10 protein-coding genes are annotated in these 15,033 nt (G+C 63.4%); 6 read left to right on the forward strand and 4 right to left on the reverse strand.

The features are described from left to right. Nucleotides 1-12: 12 nt before the first annotated feature. A complete protein-coding gene (oxc, locus tag AB7M16_RS32790) occupies nucleotides 13-1,746 on the reverse strand; it encodes an oxalyl-CoA decarboxylase (protein WP_453946494.1) in 1,734 nt (577 codons plus the stop codon). A gap of 67 nt (nucleotides 1,747-1,813) precedes the next feature. Further along, a complete protein-coding gene (locus tag AB7M16_RS32795) occupies nucleotides 1,814-2,509 on the reverse strand; it encodes a GntR family transcriptional regulator (RefSeq protein ID WP_157282741.1) in 696 nt (231 codons plus the stop codon). Nucleotides 2,510-2,858: 349 nt separating this feature from the next. On the opposite strand from AB7M16_RS32795, the gene AB7M16_RS32800 reads away from it, so the two are divergent. From AB7M16_RS32800 to AB7M16_RS32820, 5 genes are all read left to right on the forward strand, one after another. Then, complete coding sequence (locus AB7M16_RS32800) at nucleotides 2,859-4,988, forward strand: acetate--CoA ligase family protein (protein ID WP_453946495.1); 2,130 nt, start codon at nucleotides 2,859-2,861, stop codon at nucleotides 4,986-4,988. Between the two features lie 197 nt (nucleotides 4,989-5,185). After that, nucleotides 5,186-6,028, forward strand: a complete 843-nt coding sequence (locus AB7M16_RS32805; RefSeq protein ID WP_212256887.1) for an IclR family transcriptional regulator — start codon at nucleotides 5,186-5,188, stop codon at nucleotides 6,026-6,028. 106 nt (nucleotides 6,029-6,134) lie between these two features. Next, nucleotides 6,135-7,103, forward strand: a complete 969-nt coding sequence (locus AB7M16_RS32810; RefSeq protein WP_172784285.1) for a Bug family tripartite tricarboxylate transporter substrate binding protein — start codon at nucleotides 6,135-6,137, stop codon at nucleotides 7,101-7,103. Then, complete coding sequence (locus AB7M16_RS32815; protein ID WP_453946496.1) at nucleotides 7,100-7,585, forward strand: tripartite tricarboxylate transporter TctB family protein; 486 nt, start codon at nucleotides 7,100-7,102, stop codon at nucleotides 7,583-7,585. The genes AB7M16_RS32810 and AB7M16_RS32815 overlap by 4 nt, the downstream gene beginning before the upstream one ends. Next, a complete protein-coding gene (locus tag AB7M16_RS32820) occupies nucleotides 7,585-9,084 on the forward strand; it encodes a tripartite tricarboxylate transporter permease (protein ID WP_036023341.1) in 1,500 nt (499 codons plus the stop codon). The genes AB7M16_RS32815 and AB7M16_RS32820 overlap by 1 nt, the downstream gene beginning before the upstream one ends. Nucleotides 9,085-9,229: 145 nt before the next feature. On the opposite strand, the gene AB7M16_RS32825 is transcribed toward AB7M16_RS32820, so the two are convergent. Together AB7M16_RS32825 and AB7M16_RS32830 are read right to left on the reverse strand one after the other, a co-directional pair. Further along, nucleotides 9,230-10,738 carry an amidohydrolase family protein gene (locus AB7M16_RS32825; RefSeq protein WP_453946497.1) on the reverse strand — a complete coding sequence of 503 codons (1,509 nt, stop codon included), beginning with the start codon at nucleotides 10,736-10,738 and terminating at the stop codon, nucleotides 9,230-9,232. Nucleotides 10,739-11,450: 712 nt separating this feature from the next. Next, nucleotides 11,451-12,191, reverse strand: a complete 741-nt coding sequence (locus AB7M16_RS32830; protein WP_210268167.1) for a Crp/Fnr family transcriptional regulator — start codon at nucleotides 12,189-12,191, stop codon at nucleotides 11,451-11,453. A gap of 939 nt (nucleotides 12,192-13,130) precedes the next feature. On the opposite strand from AB7M16_RS32830, the gene AB7M16_RS32835 reads away from it, so the two are divergent. After that, entirely contained in the window at nucleotides 13,131-14,933 is a 1,803-nt protein-coding gene (locus tag AB7M16_RS32835) for an adenine deaminase (protein WP_453946498.1), read from the forward strand. Nucleotides 14,934-15,033: the final 100 nt, after the last annotated feature.

Raw genomic sequence — 15,033 nt, forward strand, 5'->3', positions numbered from 1 at the left:
GAAGGGGTGGACTTACTTTTTCTTCTGCAGGACGCTCTGCGGATTGAGGTTGCCGATGCGGCCACTCTCCGAGCCTGCGGCCGGATCGATCACCGCGTTGATGAGCGTCGGCTTGCCGGACTTCATGGCGTCGTTGACGGCACGCTTCAGCTCGTCCGGCGATGTCGCGTTGACGCCGACGCCGCCGAAGGCTTCCATCATCCTGTCATAGCGCGCGCCCTTGACGAACACGGTCGTCGCCGGATCGTCGTTGGCGCCGTTGACGTCGGTGCCGCGATAGATGCCGTCATTGTTGAAGATGACGACGCAGATCGGAAGGTTGTAGCGGCAGATGGTCTCGACCTCCATGCCGGAGAAGCCGAACGCCGAGTCGCCCTCCACCGCGAGCACGGGATGGCCGGTCTCGAGTGCAGCCGCGATCGCCTGGCCCATGCCGATGCCCATCACGCCCCAGGTGCCGACGTCGAGACGCTTGCGGGGCTTGTACATGTCGATGACGCCGCGGGCGAGGTCGAGCGTGTTGGCGCCTTCGTTGACCAGGATAGCCTCGGGATACTCCTTGATGACGTTCTTCAGGACGCCGAGCGCGCCGTGATAATCCATCGGCGATTTGTTGTTCATGAGCTTCGGCGCCATCTTGGCGACGTTCTCTTCGCGCTTGGTCGAGACGGCCTTGGTCCATTCGGTGGGCGGCGCGGTCCAGCCGGAGCCCATCGCCTGGTTGAAGGCGGAGACCACCGAGCCGATGTCGCCGACGACGGGCGCGACGATCTCGACGTTGGAGTCCATCTCCTTCGGCTCGATGTCGACCTGGATGAACTTCTTCGGCGCCTCGCCCCAGCTCTTGCCCTTGCCGTGCGACAGCAGCCAGTTCAGCCGTGCGCCGATCAGCATGACGACGTCGGACTCCTTCAGCACGGTCGAGCGGGCGGCGCCGGCGCATTGCGGATGGGTGTCGGGCAGCAGGCCCTTGGCCATGCTCATGGGCAGGAACGGCACGCCGCTCTTCTCGACGAAGCTCTTGATCTCCTCGTCGGCCTGCGCGTAGGCCGCGCCCTTGCCGAGGATGATGAGCGGACGCTTGGCGCCCTTGAGCACGTCGAGCGCGCGCTTGACCGAAGCGGGCGAGGGGATCTGCGCCGGCGCCGCGTCGATCACCTTGACCAGCGACTTCTGGCCGGCCTCGGCGTTCATCACCTGGCCGAACAGCTTTGCCGGCAGGTCGAGATAGACGCCGCCCGGACGGCCCGAGACCGCCGCGCGGATGGCGCGGGCGAAGCCGATGCCGATGTCCTGGGCGTGCAGCACGCGATAGGCCGCCTTGCACAGCGGCTTGGCGATCGCGAGCTGGTCCATCTCCTCGTAATCGCCCTGCTGGAGGTCGACGATCTCGCGCTCGGAAGAGCCCGAGACCAGGATCATCGGATAGCAATTGGTGGTGGCGTGGGCGAGGGCGGTGAGACCGTTGAGGAAGCCGGGCGCCGACACCGTGAGGCAGACGCCGGGCTTCTTGGTGAGATAGCCGGCGATGCCTGCGGCGTAGCCGGCGTTCTGCTCGTGACGGAAGGAGATCACGCGAATACCGGCGGCCTGCGCCATGCGGCCCAGATCCGTGATCGGGATGCCCGGCACATTATAGATGGTGTTGATGCCGTTCAGCTTGAGCGCGTCGATGACGAGATGGAAGCCATCCGTCAGTTCCTGCTCGGTGCCCGGTGCTTCGGACTTGGTCGCGGTATTCAGCATGGGCCTTGTCTCCCTGGTCTCAAGGTCGTTGGGGCGAATTGTTCGCCCTTCTGGTGAACGTTGCTAGTTACGTGAACAGTTCCTGGCCGTGCGCTTCGACGTAAGCGGCAAGGCCGAGGGTGTGATCGCGGGCGCGCTTCTCGGCGAGCTCGGTGTCGCGCGCCTCCAGCGCTTCGATGATGCCGAGATGCTCGGGCAGTGACGTCGCGGTGCGGTCCTTGCGTCCGATGGTCAGCTGGCGATAGCCGCGCACGTGCAAGAGCAGGTCGTTGGTGAGATCGACCAGCACCGGCGATTCCGACAGCGAGATCAGCGCCTGGTGGAAGGCGATGTTGGCGCGCGAATATTCCTCGACGTGATCCTCGGGCAGGCGGTCCTTGCCGAAATCCTTGAAATAGTCGCGCAGCGCCGTGATGTCCTTCTTCCGCGCGGTGGTGGTGATGAGCCGCGCCGCCATGCTCTCCAGCGCCGCCCAGGCGCGGATCATGTCGACGATCTCACTCTTGGTCCGGCGCACCACCATGATGCCGCGGCGCGGAACCGTCTTCACGAAACCGTCCTGCTCGAGCATCGCGATGGCTTCGCGGATCGGGGTGCGGCTAACGCCGAGGCGTTCGGACAGCGCGCGCTCGTCGAGCATCACCGGCTCGGGCGTCGAATAGATGTCCATCTTGAGGATGGCTTCCTTCAAGGCGTCATACGCCTTGTTCTTGAAGCTGCTCTCCGGGGCAATACGAACGATTGCGATGTCTGCCTCGGCCATGTTCGGCAACGCCTTGGTTGGTTTCCGTAGTGACACGACGAATCTCCTCCAGTGGGAGTCGTCTTTTACAGGAATATTAACGGGAAAGTTTTTGGCATACCACATGCCAGAATGTCAAGCTGGCTATTTTTTGCGGCGTTCTGGGGCGTGCACCAGCTTGACAAGTTGGCTTCTGGCATACCAAATGCCATCGCCAGCCATTTTTGATCCAAGCCGGCGGAGTAGTCTTGGCTTTATGCCACTCCGTTCCGCCGCATGGAACAGAGCGCGGCGAATGGCAAGCATCACGGGCAGCCGCAAACTCGCGCGCGCTTTGAAAAGAACGAACTCAGGTCAAGGGAGAAGCCACATGTCCAATTCCAAAGATGCCGTCCGCAAGGTGCTTGACCAGGTCAAGGCGGACAACCGCACCAGCCTGACAGCGCCGGAAGGCAAGCTGGTCTGCGACGCCTACGGCATTCCGGTGCCGAAGGAGGGCGTGGCCAAGTCGGCGGGCGAGGCCGGCAAGATGGCTTCGTCCATGGGCTTCCCGGTGGTGATGAAGATCGTCTCGCCGGACATTCTCCACAAGACCGAAGCCGGCGGCGTCATCGTCGGCCTCAAGACGGCTGAAGAGGCCGAGAAGGCCTACGAGACCATTCTCGGCAACGCCAAGAAGTACAAGGCCGAGGCCAAGATCGAAGGCGTCCAGGTCCAGCAGATGCTGGCCGGCGGCACCGAGGTCATCGTCGGCTCGATCACCGACGGCTCGTTCGGCAAGCTGGTCGCCTTCGGCCTCGGCGGCGTGCTCGTCGAGGTGCTCAAGGACATCACGTTCCGCCTTGCGCCTGCCACAAAGGAGGATGCGCTCTCGATGCTCGACGGCATCCAGGCGCATGAGATCCTCAAGGGTGTGCGCGGCGGCGAGCCGGTGAACCGCAACGCGCTCGCCGATGTCATCGTCAAGGTCTCGCAGCTCGTCACCGATTTCCCCGAGATCGTCGAGCTCGACCTCAACCCAGTGTTCGCAACCGCGAAGGGGGCCACGGCCGCCGACGTCCGTATTGTCGTCGACTTCGCTTATGTGCCGAAGCCGAAGCCGCGTCCGACCGAAGAGATCGTCGCGGCGATGAACCGCATCATGCAGCCCAAGGCGGTCGCCGTGGTCGGCGCCTCCGCGGAGGACGGCAAGATCGGCAATTCCGTGATGAAGAACCTCATCAACGGCGGCTACAAGGGCGAGATCTATCCGATCCATCCCAAGGCCGCCGAGATCCTCGGCTACAAGGCCTACAAGAGCGTCAAGGACGTGCCTGGCGTGATCGACGTCGCGGTGTTCGCGATCCCGGCGAAATTCGTCGCCGCCGCGCTGGCCGAATGCGGCGAGAAGAAGATCCCGGGCGCTGTGCTCATCCCGTCGGGCTTCGCTGAAGCCGGCGCGCCTGAGCTGCAGGCCGAGATCGTCGAGGTCGGCAAGAAGTACGACATCCGCCTGATGGGGCCGAACATCTACGGCTTCTATTATACGCCCGCCAATCTCTGCGCGACCTTCTGCACCGCCTATGACGTCAAGGGCCATGCGGCGCTGTCGTCGCAATCGGGCGGCATCGGCATGGCCATCATCGGCTTCTCGCGCTCGGCCAAGATGGGCGTCTCCGCGATCGTCGGCCTCGGCAACAAGTCCGACATCGATGAGGACGATCTACTCGCCTTCTTCGAGCAGGACCCGAACACCAATCTGATCGCGCAGCATTGCGAAGACCTCAAGGACGGCCGCGCCTTCGCGGAAGCCGCCAAGCGCGTCTCCAAGAAGAAGCCTGTCGTGGTGCTCAAGGCCGGCCGCACCTCGGCTGGCGCGAAGGCGGCATCGTCCCACACCGGCGCGCTTGCCGGCAACGATCGCATCTATGAGGACGTGTTCAAGCAATCCGGTGTGATCCGTGCCCGCTCACTTCGCCAGCTGCTCGAATTCGCCCGCGGCGTGCCGGTGCTGCCGACGCCGAAGGGCGAGAACGTGCTCATCATCACCGGTGCCGGCGGTTCGGGCGTGCTGCTGTCGGACTCCTGCGTCGACAACGGCCTGTCGCTGATGTCGATGCCGCCGGATCTCGATGCGGCCTTCCGCAAGTTCATCCCGCCGTTTGGAGCTGCCGGTAATCCCGTGGATATCACCGGCGGCGAGCCGCCGATCACCTATGTCAACACCGTGAAGCTCGGGCTGTCGGATGAGCGCATCCACGCGCTGATCCTCGGCTATTGGCACACCATCGTCACCCCGCCGATGGTGTTCGCCCGCAACATGGTCGAGGTGAAGAAGGAGATGGAGGCCAAGGGTTTTGTGAAGCCGATGGTCGCCTCTCTCGCCGGCGACGTCGAGGTCGAGGAAGCCGCCGAATATCTCTACCAGAACGGCATCCCGGCCTACGCCTATTCGACCGAGCTGCCGGTCGAGGTCCTCGGCGCCAAGTACAAGTGGGCGCGCGGGGCAGGGCTGCTCTGAGCTTGCGTTCGCCTCTCCCCGCTTGCGGGGAGAGGTCGGAATTTGCGCAGCAAATTCCGGGTGAGGGGGACTCTCCACGAGTCTGTGTCTCACCGTCTTTGTGGAGATAGCCCCTCACCCCCGCCCTCTCCCCGTAAGAACGGGGAGAGGGAGAAGAGGCGGCTCGCGTCTTGTCTGATTGGCAAATGCAGGTCGCGATGAGCAAGAACGTGATCCGGCGCAAATCGTTCGAGCCTAAATCGGCCGCGGAGGCTGATCACGAGGGCCGCGACGGTGGCGTGCAGTCGGTCGACCGCGCGCTGTCGATCATCGAGACGCTGGCCGAGGACGACGAAGGTTATCGTCTCAGCGATCTCGCGATCCGCACCGGCCTGTCGGCGTCCACCGTGCACCGGCTTCTCGCAACGCTCGAAAGTCGCCGTTTCGTGCAGTTCGACCGTGGCGAGTCCAAATGGCACGTCGGCGTGCGCAGCTTCACGGTTGGCGCCAGCTTTGCGCGGCGACGCAATTTCTCCGCACAGGCCATTCCATATTTGCGCAAGCTGCGCGATCTCACCCGCGAGACGGCCAATCTCGCCGTGGTCGACGATGAGTTCATCATCGTGCTGACCCGCATGGAAAGCCGCGAGATCATGCGCTCGCTCACCAAGGTCGGCGGCCGCGTCCCCATGGTGACCTCCGGAGTCGGCAAAGCGGTGCTCGCAACCTATTCAGACGAGGACGTCGGCGCCGTCATCCGCCATCACGGCATGCCCCGCCTGACCGAGAAGTCGATCGTGCGCCCGAGCGACCTGTTCAGGGAGCTCGAGAAAATCCGCAAGCAGGGCTTTGCCGTCGACGATGAGGAGGCACAGATCGGCCTGCGCTGCGTCGCGGCGGTGGTATACAATGCGTTGGCCGAACCGCTTGCCGCGATCTCCGTATCCGGCATGACCAGTCGGGTCACCGACGAGCGGTTGCCGGAGATCGGACAAATCGTCCGGGAAGTGGCGGCCGAACTGACGGCTGCGCTCGGTGGGGTCATCCCGGCGCCCCGCTGACCAAAAACCCTGAGGCATGTCACTGGACAGCATCGGCCGTTTTGGTTGATATGCGACCAAACGACACAATGCGGCGAACGTCCGCATGAGCCCTGGAGATGCCCCCATGTTCCGATTTCCCGCGCGCCTTGTCGGCGCAGCCGTCGCGTTCACCCTGGCGGCAGCCAATCCGGGCTTTGCCCAGCAGCTCGAGCTCAAGCTGATGGCGCCGGCGGCTCCGGGCGGAGGCTGGGACCAGACCGCGCGCTCGATGCAGCAGGCGCTGGTGGCTGCGGGCATCGCCCGCAGCGTGCAGGTCACCAACGTTCCCGGTGCAGGCGGCAGTGTCGGCATCGCGCAGTTCGTCAATGGCGCCAAGGGTGACGGCAACCAGATGATGGTCAACGGCTTCGTCATGGTCGGCGCGCTCGCCATGAACAAGTCGCCGGTGACGCTGGAGCAGGTGACGCCGATCGCGCGCCTCACCGAGGAAATCCAGGTGATCGTGGTTCCCGCAAATTCGCCGATCAAAAATGCGCAGGATCTGGCCGCGGCGGTGAAGGCCGATATCGCCAAGGTCACTTTCGCCGGCGGCTCGGCCGGCGGCGTCGACCATGTGATGGCGGCCTTGTTCGCCGGCGCGGTCGGCGCCGACGCCAAGAAGATCAACTACATCCCGTTCTCCGGCGGCGGCGAGTCGCTCGCGGCGATTCTCGGCGGCAAGGTCACCGCAGGCATTTCGGGCCTCAGCGAATATGAAGGGCAGATCAAGTCCGGCAAGCTGCGTGCGATCGGCGTGACCTCGGAGAAGCGAATCGCAGGCAGCGATCTCCCGACCTTCAAGGAGCAGGGCATCGACCTCGTAATCGCCAATTGGCGTTCGGTGGTCGCGCCTCCCGGCATCACGCCGGAGCAGCGCAAGACCTTGAGCGATGCGGTCGAGAAGATGGTGAAGTCTGACGCCTGGAAGGAGATCCTCAAGCAGAAGGGCTGGGAGGACGCCTATCTCGGCGGCGACGCCTTCGCCGACTTCCTGAAGAAGGAAACGGCCCGCGTCACCGACGTGTTGAAATCGGTCGGCTTGGTCAAGTCATGACCTCAGGCGATCCCGTCCAGCCGCCGCGGCGCGTCGACCGTGCCGGTCTCGTCATCGCGGCATTGCTTGCGGTGCTCGCCGTCGTGCTGGTCTGGGACGCGCGCGGCCTGCAATCTGCGGCGATGTACGGGATGGGACCGGAGGCGATGCCGGTCGTGGTCGCCAGCGGCCTTGGGCTGCTTGCGATCGGCAACTTCATCGACGCGCTGCACGGCAATCTGCCGGCACGCGAGAGCGCCGATCCCGTGCCTGTGGTTCTGATCCTCGTCGGGCTTGCGCTGCTGATCGCCATCATCGGCATTGGCGGCGGCTTCATCCTGGCGACCTCGGCGCTGTTCGTGACGACCTCGGCGGCCTTCGGACGCCGTGCCATCCTCATCGACGCCATCATCGCCCTCGTGATGTCGACCCTCATTTACCTGGCGTTCGACCGGTTGTTGACGCTGAGCCTGCCTGCCGGCCCACTGGAGCGACTGCTGTGATGGATACCTTTGCCGCGCTGGCTCACGGCATGGCGGTCGCCGTCCAGCCGATGAACCTGCTTTACGCGCTGATCGGCGTGTTCCTCGGCACGGCCGTGGGCGTGCTGCCCGGCATCGGCCCGGCACTGACGGTCGCGCTGCTGCTGCCGGTGACCTACAAGCTCGACCCCGGCGGCTCGCTGATCATGTTCGCCGGCATTTATTATGGCGGCATGTATGGTGGCTCGACCACCGCGATCCTGATCAACACGCCCGGCGAGAGTGCCTCGATGGCCACCGCGCTTGAAGGCAACAAGATGGCCAAGGCGGGCCGCGGCGGGCCGGCGCTCGCGACCTCCGCAATCGGCTCCTTCGTCGCCGGCACCATCGCCACCATTGGCCTGGCTTTCCTCGCACCATGGCTGGTCGATGTCGCCGTACGCTTCGGCCCCGAGGATTACTTCGCGCTGATGTGCGTCGCCTTCGTCACGGTGTCGGCGACCTTCGGCGATTCCCCGATCCGCGGCCTGACCAGCCTGTTCATCGGTCTGACGCTCGGCCTCGTCGGCATCGACAAGCTGACGGGTCAGGCGCGGCTTGCATTCGGCGTCCCCGAACTGCTCGATGGCGTTGAAGTCACAACGCTTGCCGTCGGCCTGTTCGCGGTGGGCGAGGCGCTTTATGTCGCATCGCGCCGCCACCACACCGAAGAGAAGCTGGAGCCGGTGCGCGGCTCGCTGTGGATGACCAAGGAGGACTGGAAGCGGTCCTGGAAGCCATGGCTGCGCGGGACCATGTTCGGCTTCCCGATCGGTGCGCTGCCGGCAGGCGGCGCGGAGATCCCGACCTTCCTGTCCTATTCGACCGAGAAGCGGCTGACGAAGCACCCCGAAGAGTTCGGCAAGGGCGCGATCGAAGGCGTCGCCGGCCCCGAGGCCGCCAACAACGCTTCCGCAGCCGGCACGCTGGTGCCGCTCTTGACGCTGGGCCTGCCGACTTCGGCCACCGCCGCGATGATGCTGGCGGGCTTCCAGCAATATGGCCTCAACCCGGGCCCGCTGCTGTTCGCCGAGCGGCCTGACCTCGTATGGGGCCTGATCGCCAGCCTCTTCATCGCCAACATGATGCTGCTGGTGCTCAACCTGCCGCTGGTCGGCCTGTGGGTGCGGCTGCTCGCGATCCCGCAGCCCTGGCTCTATGCCGGCATCCTCGTGTTCGCGACCATGGGCACCATCGCGGCAAAGCCGTCGGTGGTGGAATTGTCGATGCTCGCCGGTTTCGGCGTCCTCGGCTTCCTGATGCGCCGGTTCGATTTCCCGATCGCGCCCGTCGTCGTCGGCCTGATCCTCGGCCCGATTGCCGAGAGCCAGCTGCGCCGCGCGCTCGCCATCAGCCTCGGCGATCCCATGACGCTGCTGCAGAGCCCGATTTCGGCAACGCTTCTCGGCGTCGCGCTGATCGCGCTGGTGGCGCCCTTTGTGCTGAAGGGGTTGGGACGGTTCAAGGCAAACGAGGACTAGGGCGTGTACTCATAAGTCATGTCGGCTCCTGAGGCTGAGCGGACATCTCTGATCGGCGAGAGCATTGGTGACACTGAGCCGAAGTCGGATTGCGGCAGCCGCGCATCCATTGCCGGCGGAGTTGCCCAAGCCGTTGGCATCGTTCCTAGGCGGCGCGAACGTAGCCGTAGCGCAGGTTCGACGGTTGCTTCGAAGCTTGCGTGTACTCGTTCTTGAGCGCCGCGAGGCGGTCCTCGGAAAAGGCCGGCATCCTGGTATTCTCAGCCGCCTTCAGCTTGATCTTGTAGAATCTGGTTGCGTTGCCCGCGAAGATCAGCTGCTTGGTAGCGCTGTTGGCATCGCCAAGCGCCGCAAAGCCGTACTTCCTCTGCATGTCCTCGGGGATTTCGAGCCGGCGCAGCGCCTCGATCTGCCACTGTGGTGAGCCGTACCAGACCGAGTCGGTGCCCCACATGACGTGGTCAACACCCATCCCCTTTATCAGCGTGCCGATCAGCGCGGCGCAGAACTTCGGATGCGCGACCGCCGAGTTGGCAAAGGACGTGCCGAGCTCGGCATAGACGTTGGCGACGCCGAACTTCTGCGGGACTTCCGCGAGATCGGTGGCCCACTGGATACGGCCGGTCTGTTCGAAATCCGCCCACGCGTGATCAGGTAGTTCGAGGAACGGCCGCAGCGCCGAGTGATAGATCACGAAGTTCATCTGCGGCCAATCCTTCGCGGCTTTTCCGATGTCCCACGCCGTTGCGTATTCCCAGACGCCGGCGAACGACTTCTCATAATCGGGCGGCAGCAACCCCTTGTGGATACACAGCGTGTTGATGCCGGCCTTCACTGCTTTATCGTAGAACGGATACATCACCTGCTCGTCGTCGAGCCGCCATGGGAACTTCGAGGGCGCCAGCGGATCGCCAATCGTGTAGGACTTCCAGGAATCCGGTTTGTAGACTTCGATTGCCTTGTCCACCTCGTCCATCCAGCCGGGTTGCTTGGGAGTGATGACGCTGTGCGCCAGCAGGCGGCGCGAACCGGCGAAGTCGTTGATCAGTTCTCGCGCCTTGACGATCTGCTCATTGGACAGCAGCCACCAACTCGGGTCGTCGAAGGGCGCGCCGCTCAGGAGCGCCATGTTGGTGTCGCTGTCGTAGTAGATCTCTTTCACATAGTTTTGGAACTTGTAGCGGGCTAGCGAAGAGACGCCTTCCTCCTTCATCTTCGGATTCCAGTGCTGGCTCGCAAAGTCCGCCAGCCCCAACAGCTCCTTATGATCGAAGTCGTCCCGCACGAAATGAGTCTGGACGTCGAAGATGAATTGGCCTGCAAGGCTCTGCGCGCGGGCCAGCATCAGCTCGGGTTCGCGGGCTTCAGCGGGCGCGACCCGGAAAACATTGCCGTAGATGTCGTTCATGGCGAGGAAAGCTGCTGCCATGCCGCAGCTCGTGTGTAAGAACTGCCTGCGGCTCAAGCCGAGGTGTCTGCCGTTAACATCAGCGAGCTCGTTGATCCGTGCCTCGACTTTCTTTTGCGTATCGCTCTGCGGGGGCGGGAGATACTCGCCATTGGAAACAATCTGGGTCGGGATAGGCGTTGCCGCCGATGCCGCCTCCGCGCCCGCGACGAGACGCTGTTCTCGCTCACTAAGCCAGGTGCTCATTGTTCTCCTCCCCGTTTGTTGGCCGACCGTGGCAGGCGGGCATGAGACGCGTATGGCTACTCCCAATCAGTTGGCAGGACCGACTAGGCGTACCTCTCCGGTTCAGCTACGCATGAAGCCATCACGCGCCCGAAGCCTAGGCGAATCTCTGCATCGCCTTGCTCCTGCGAGAGCGGCCGGCATACCCGAGAAACCACTTGCAGTTGTGGGTATCCCCGCTGATTCAATGCTCAAACTTCTATTCGCGCAACCGATGTGAATCGACAGTCACGCTGTCCCAACGCCGCATCACTCTTTCATCTGATCAATCTTTCATTTGATCGATTTCAGCCGAAGTGAAAGGCTCGTTTCTCAAATGGACTGCGTCGGCTCATGTCCCCGAGCCGAACACCGCAGCAGCGGCTGCCATCTCGACTCTCTGCCGGAGATCCTCATAGGTGGCTGCGTTAACTGCTGCTTTTGGACCCATAGCCGACCTCAACGCGCAGTGTTCGAATAGCGCATCCGAGATGGACCAATTCAGCGCTTGAGTCGCTGCGCCGGCGGGTCATTGACCAGCGCTTTTGACCCGTTACGGACGTTGGCTGGGAGATCCTCACCGCATTGGGCCGCAGCCCGGTCAGAAGGATGCGCATCCGGCGATGCTATTCGAGCATCGTGCCCGCCGGCTTTACCCGGACGCGCCGAATCGGCTAGCATCGCCTCGTTTCATCTACCGGATCGGCAGATCGAAAACGCGAGATGGCGCTGTACCCGTAGAGAAGATCTTCTCGAGTTCGAGCCGCATGGTGTCGTGGCATTCGCACGCCACCGCAGCGAGCCGCGATGAGTCGATCTCGATTTCGCCTCGCCGCTCAGATCTGATCGCTCCGGAAGCGCGCAGATTGCGCATCAGGAGCGTCACCGTCGTTCGTCGCACACCCAACATCTGCGAAAGCGCGTCCTGCGTGAGGGGCAGGACGTCGTGGTTGATGCGGTCGTGAAGTTGAAGCAGCCAGCGTGCCATACGCGCTTGGACCGGATGCAGTGCATTGCAAGCCCCGCCCAATTGAAACTGTATCAGCACCGCCTTGAAGTGAAGCTGGACTACGTGGCGGATCGCGGGACTCCGGCTGAAAGCGGCATGGAATCGCGCCGCGGGGATCCGCGAGGCCGTCCCCGCGGCACGAACGATAGTCGTAACGGCCGCAGGGGACGGTCCCAGCACGGAAAGAGTGCCCACTGCCCCCTCGCGCCCTATTGCGGCGCTGGCGACCGTCTGCCCATTCGCCATGTCGACCATCACCGAAACGGCGCCACTGTGAGGGAAGAGGACGTGCTCGGTATGATCCCCCACCCGCGAGACGACCTCTTCCCGATCGAGGGTTACCATCTGTAGGTCGGGTGCCAAAAGATCGAGATCAGCGATCGGCAGTGCTGACAGAAGCCGGTTGCCAACTTCGCTTACAAGCATCACTGCAGCCCGATGCGAACGGTCCGCCCCATCGCATTTCGAGCGACAAACGGCAACAGCCTCAAACTTTGTTTGAATTCGCCTGTGCGTGTCGCCTCGAAATCCAATTCAGATGCGAAAGCTCTTAATCGCAAAAATGAAACTCCAAGCAGGCGAATTCTGCTGGTGCAGGATCATTCAACTAGATCCGGGCGCCACGCGCAGACAATTGCAAAATGGGTATGGGTAACATCATAAGGGTTCCAATTTCGGCGCGTGGCAAACGCCACAATCAGTGATGCGTAAATTGGGGCGATTGCGCCGCAAGCTGGTTCCCGTTGAGCCCTCGAGCTCAAGCTTGGCACCGCTTGCAAAGGGGCGACCAAGCCGCCGCATCTGCGACTTACCTCAGTGGGTAGTTTGGGGCCCGATGCCTCAAGTACGTCGGGGGCCCTTTCGGCCCTCAGCTCTGCGAGAGAACAAGGCCTCAGGTTTGGCGGCTTTAAAATCGATAAGCGCAGCATGGCAGGCGAACGCAATTGGCGCATTGGCGGCGTCTAGGCAAAGTCCGGTTATGACCCAGGCTGCGTGAAAACGTGAAATCTCGCGAAGCGCAGAGAACCCGCTTCCCAGATACCGCGGCGCCGCAGTTCAGTATGCTCCTCACGCTCCCGGAGCGGGCTTCCGAAGGAATACTTTTCTCTGCAATTTGCTCGGCGCTGCGTTTTCACACAGCCTGGGCCCATCGGCGCCTTCAACGTTGTGCACTGTTGAGAGACGAGCCGACATCTGGCGCGCCCAAACTCAGCGTATGATTTTTAAGCACATGCCCTAGCGGAAATTAAGAAGGCGGAGCGCGTCTGCCTAATGCGTAAGCACCGGTGACGTATTATTTGAGTTGCTCTCGCCGCCAGCGGCGGCAACCATCGCGGCGCTGTCCATTCCCACGCGAGAGCCCCGATGACCAAGCTCACCCGCTTCTCCGTCGCGCCGCTGCACAGCATGACGCGGCGTCTGGCTGACGTCGCCTCGGCGCGTGTGACGCCGGATCTCGTCATCACGGGCGCGCGCGTGCTCTCGACCTATTCCGAGCGTATCCATCCGGGGCGGGAGGTCTGGATCTCAGGCGGCCGCATCGCGGCGGTGAAGCCGGCCGGTACAGCGAAGAAGGCGTGGGGCGATGTTCCGCTTTATGACGCGGCCGGCGGCATCATCGCGCCGGGCCTCGTCGATCCGCACATTCACATCGAATCCTCGATGGTGACGGCCTGTGCCTATGCCGAGGCCGCGCTGCTCAACGGCACCACGACGATCTTCTGCGACAGCCACGAGATCGGCAACGTCATGGACGTCGCCGGTGTGGAGGCGATGCTGGAAGATGCGCGCGAGGCGCCGCTCTCGATCTTCCTGACCGTGCCGAGCACCGTTCCTGCGACCTCGGCTGAGCTGGAGACGGCGGGCGGCGACCTCACGCCGGACAAGATCGCCGGCCTTTTCGACCGCTGGCCCGAAGCGGTGGCGCTTGGCGAGAAGATGGATTTCGTGCCCGTCACGATGGGTGACGAGCGCAGCCACGCCATCCTCGCCGCCGCCTTGAAGCGGGGGCGTCCCGTGTCCGGCCATGTCTACGGCCGCGAATTCGTCGCGGCTTATGCGGCATCCGGCGTCACCGACACCCACGAGGCGATCGACCGCGACATTGCCGATGACTTGCTCGATGCCGGCGTCTGGGTGTTTTTGCGCGGGGGACCGCCGACCACGCCGTGGCATTCGCTGCCGCAAGCGATCCGGACGATCACCGAGCTCGGGGCTTCGCACAAGCGCACCGCCGTGTGCACGGACGACCGTGACGCCGACGATCTCCTGCTGTTCGGCCTCGACTGGGTGGTGCGCGAAGCCGTGAAGGCGGGGATGTCGCCGGAGCAGGCCTGGTCGATGGGCTCGCTGCATGGCGCGACCCGCTTCGGCATGGAGGGCGATATCGGCGGCCTCGGCGGCGGCCGCCGCGCCGATCTCGTGCTCATGGACGATCAGCTCAAGCCGCAATGCACTTGGTATGGTGGCGAGCTCGTGGTCGAGCGCGGCAAGATCACGCCGCGTCTCGATCAGGCGCTGTCGCAGCGCTATCAATATCCGAGGGCAGCCTATGCGACCGTCAAGCTGCCGCAGACGATGAAGCTGACGCCGGAATTGCCGACCAAGGCCTGCACCGTCAACGCCATCAGGACCGCGTTGCCCGGCATCACGCTGATCCATGAGAAGGTCACGATCGAGCCGGCCAAGGACTGGCCGTCGCTGTTCGCGCGCTATGGCCTCTGCTTCGTCGCGGTGGTCGAGCGCCACGGCAAGTCCGCCGGTAATGTCGCCCACGGCCTTCTCAAGGATTTCGGCCTGAAGCGCGGCGCGGTCGCTTCCAGCGTCGGTCACGACAGCCACAACATCATCGTCGCCGGTACCAACGAGGCCGACATGCAGGTCGCGATTGCAGCGATTAGGGAGCAGCAGGGGGGCGTTTGCGTCGTCGCCGATGGCGAGGTAAGGGCGCTGGTTCCGCTGCCGATCGCAGGACTCCTCTCCGACAAGCGTGTCACCGAAGTGGCGGAAGAGGTGAAGGTGCTGAAGAAACAATGGGCCGAGGCTGGCTGCACCATCCCGTACATGGGCTTCAATTTGATTCCGCTATCGGTCATTCCGGAAATTCGCATCACCGACAAGGGCCTCGTGCTGGTGCCGCAGATGCAGCTGGCGCCACTGTTCGAGTGACCTGCTTTCACGCATCTCTTGATCTAACCGATTGAGACGCCCACGATTTTCTCGCGGCTGCCGCATCGTGGAAAATAAAATCGATCTCGTTGAGATCGGC

The sequence above is a fragment of the Bradyrhizobium sp. USDA 372 genome (genome assembly GCF_053629095.1).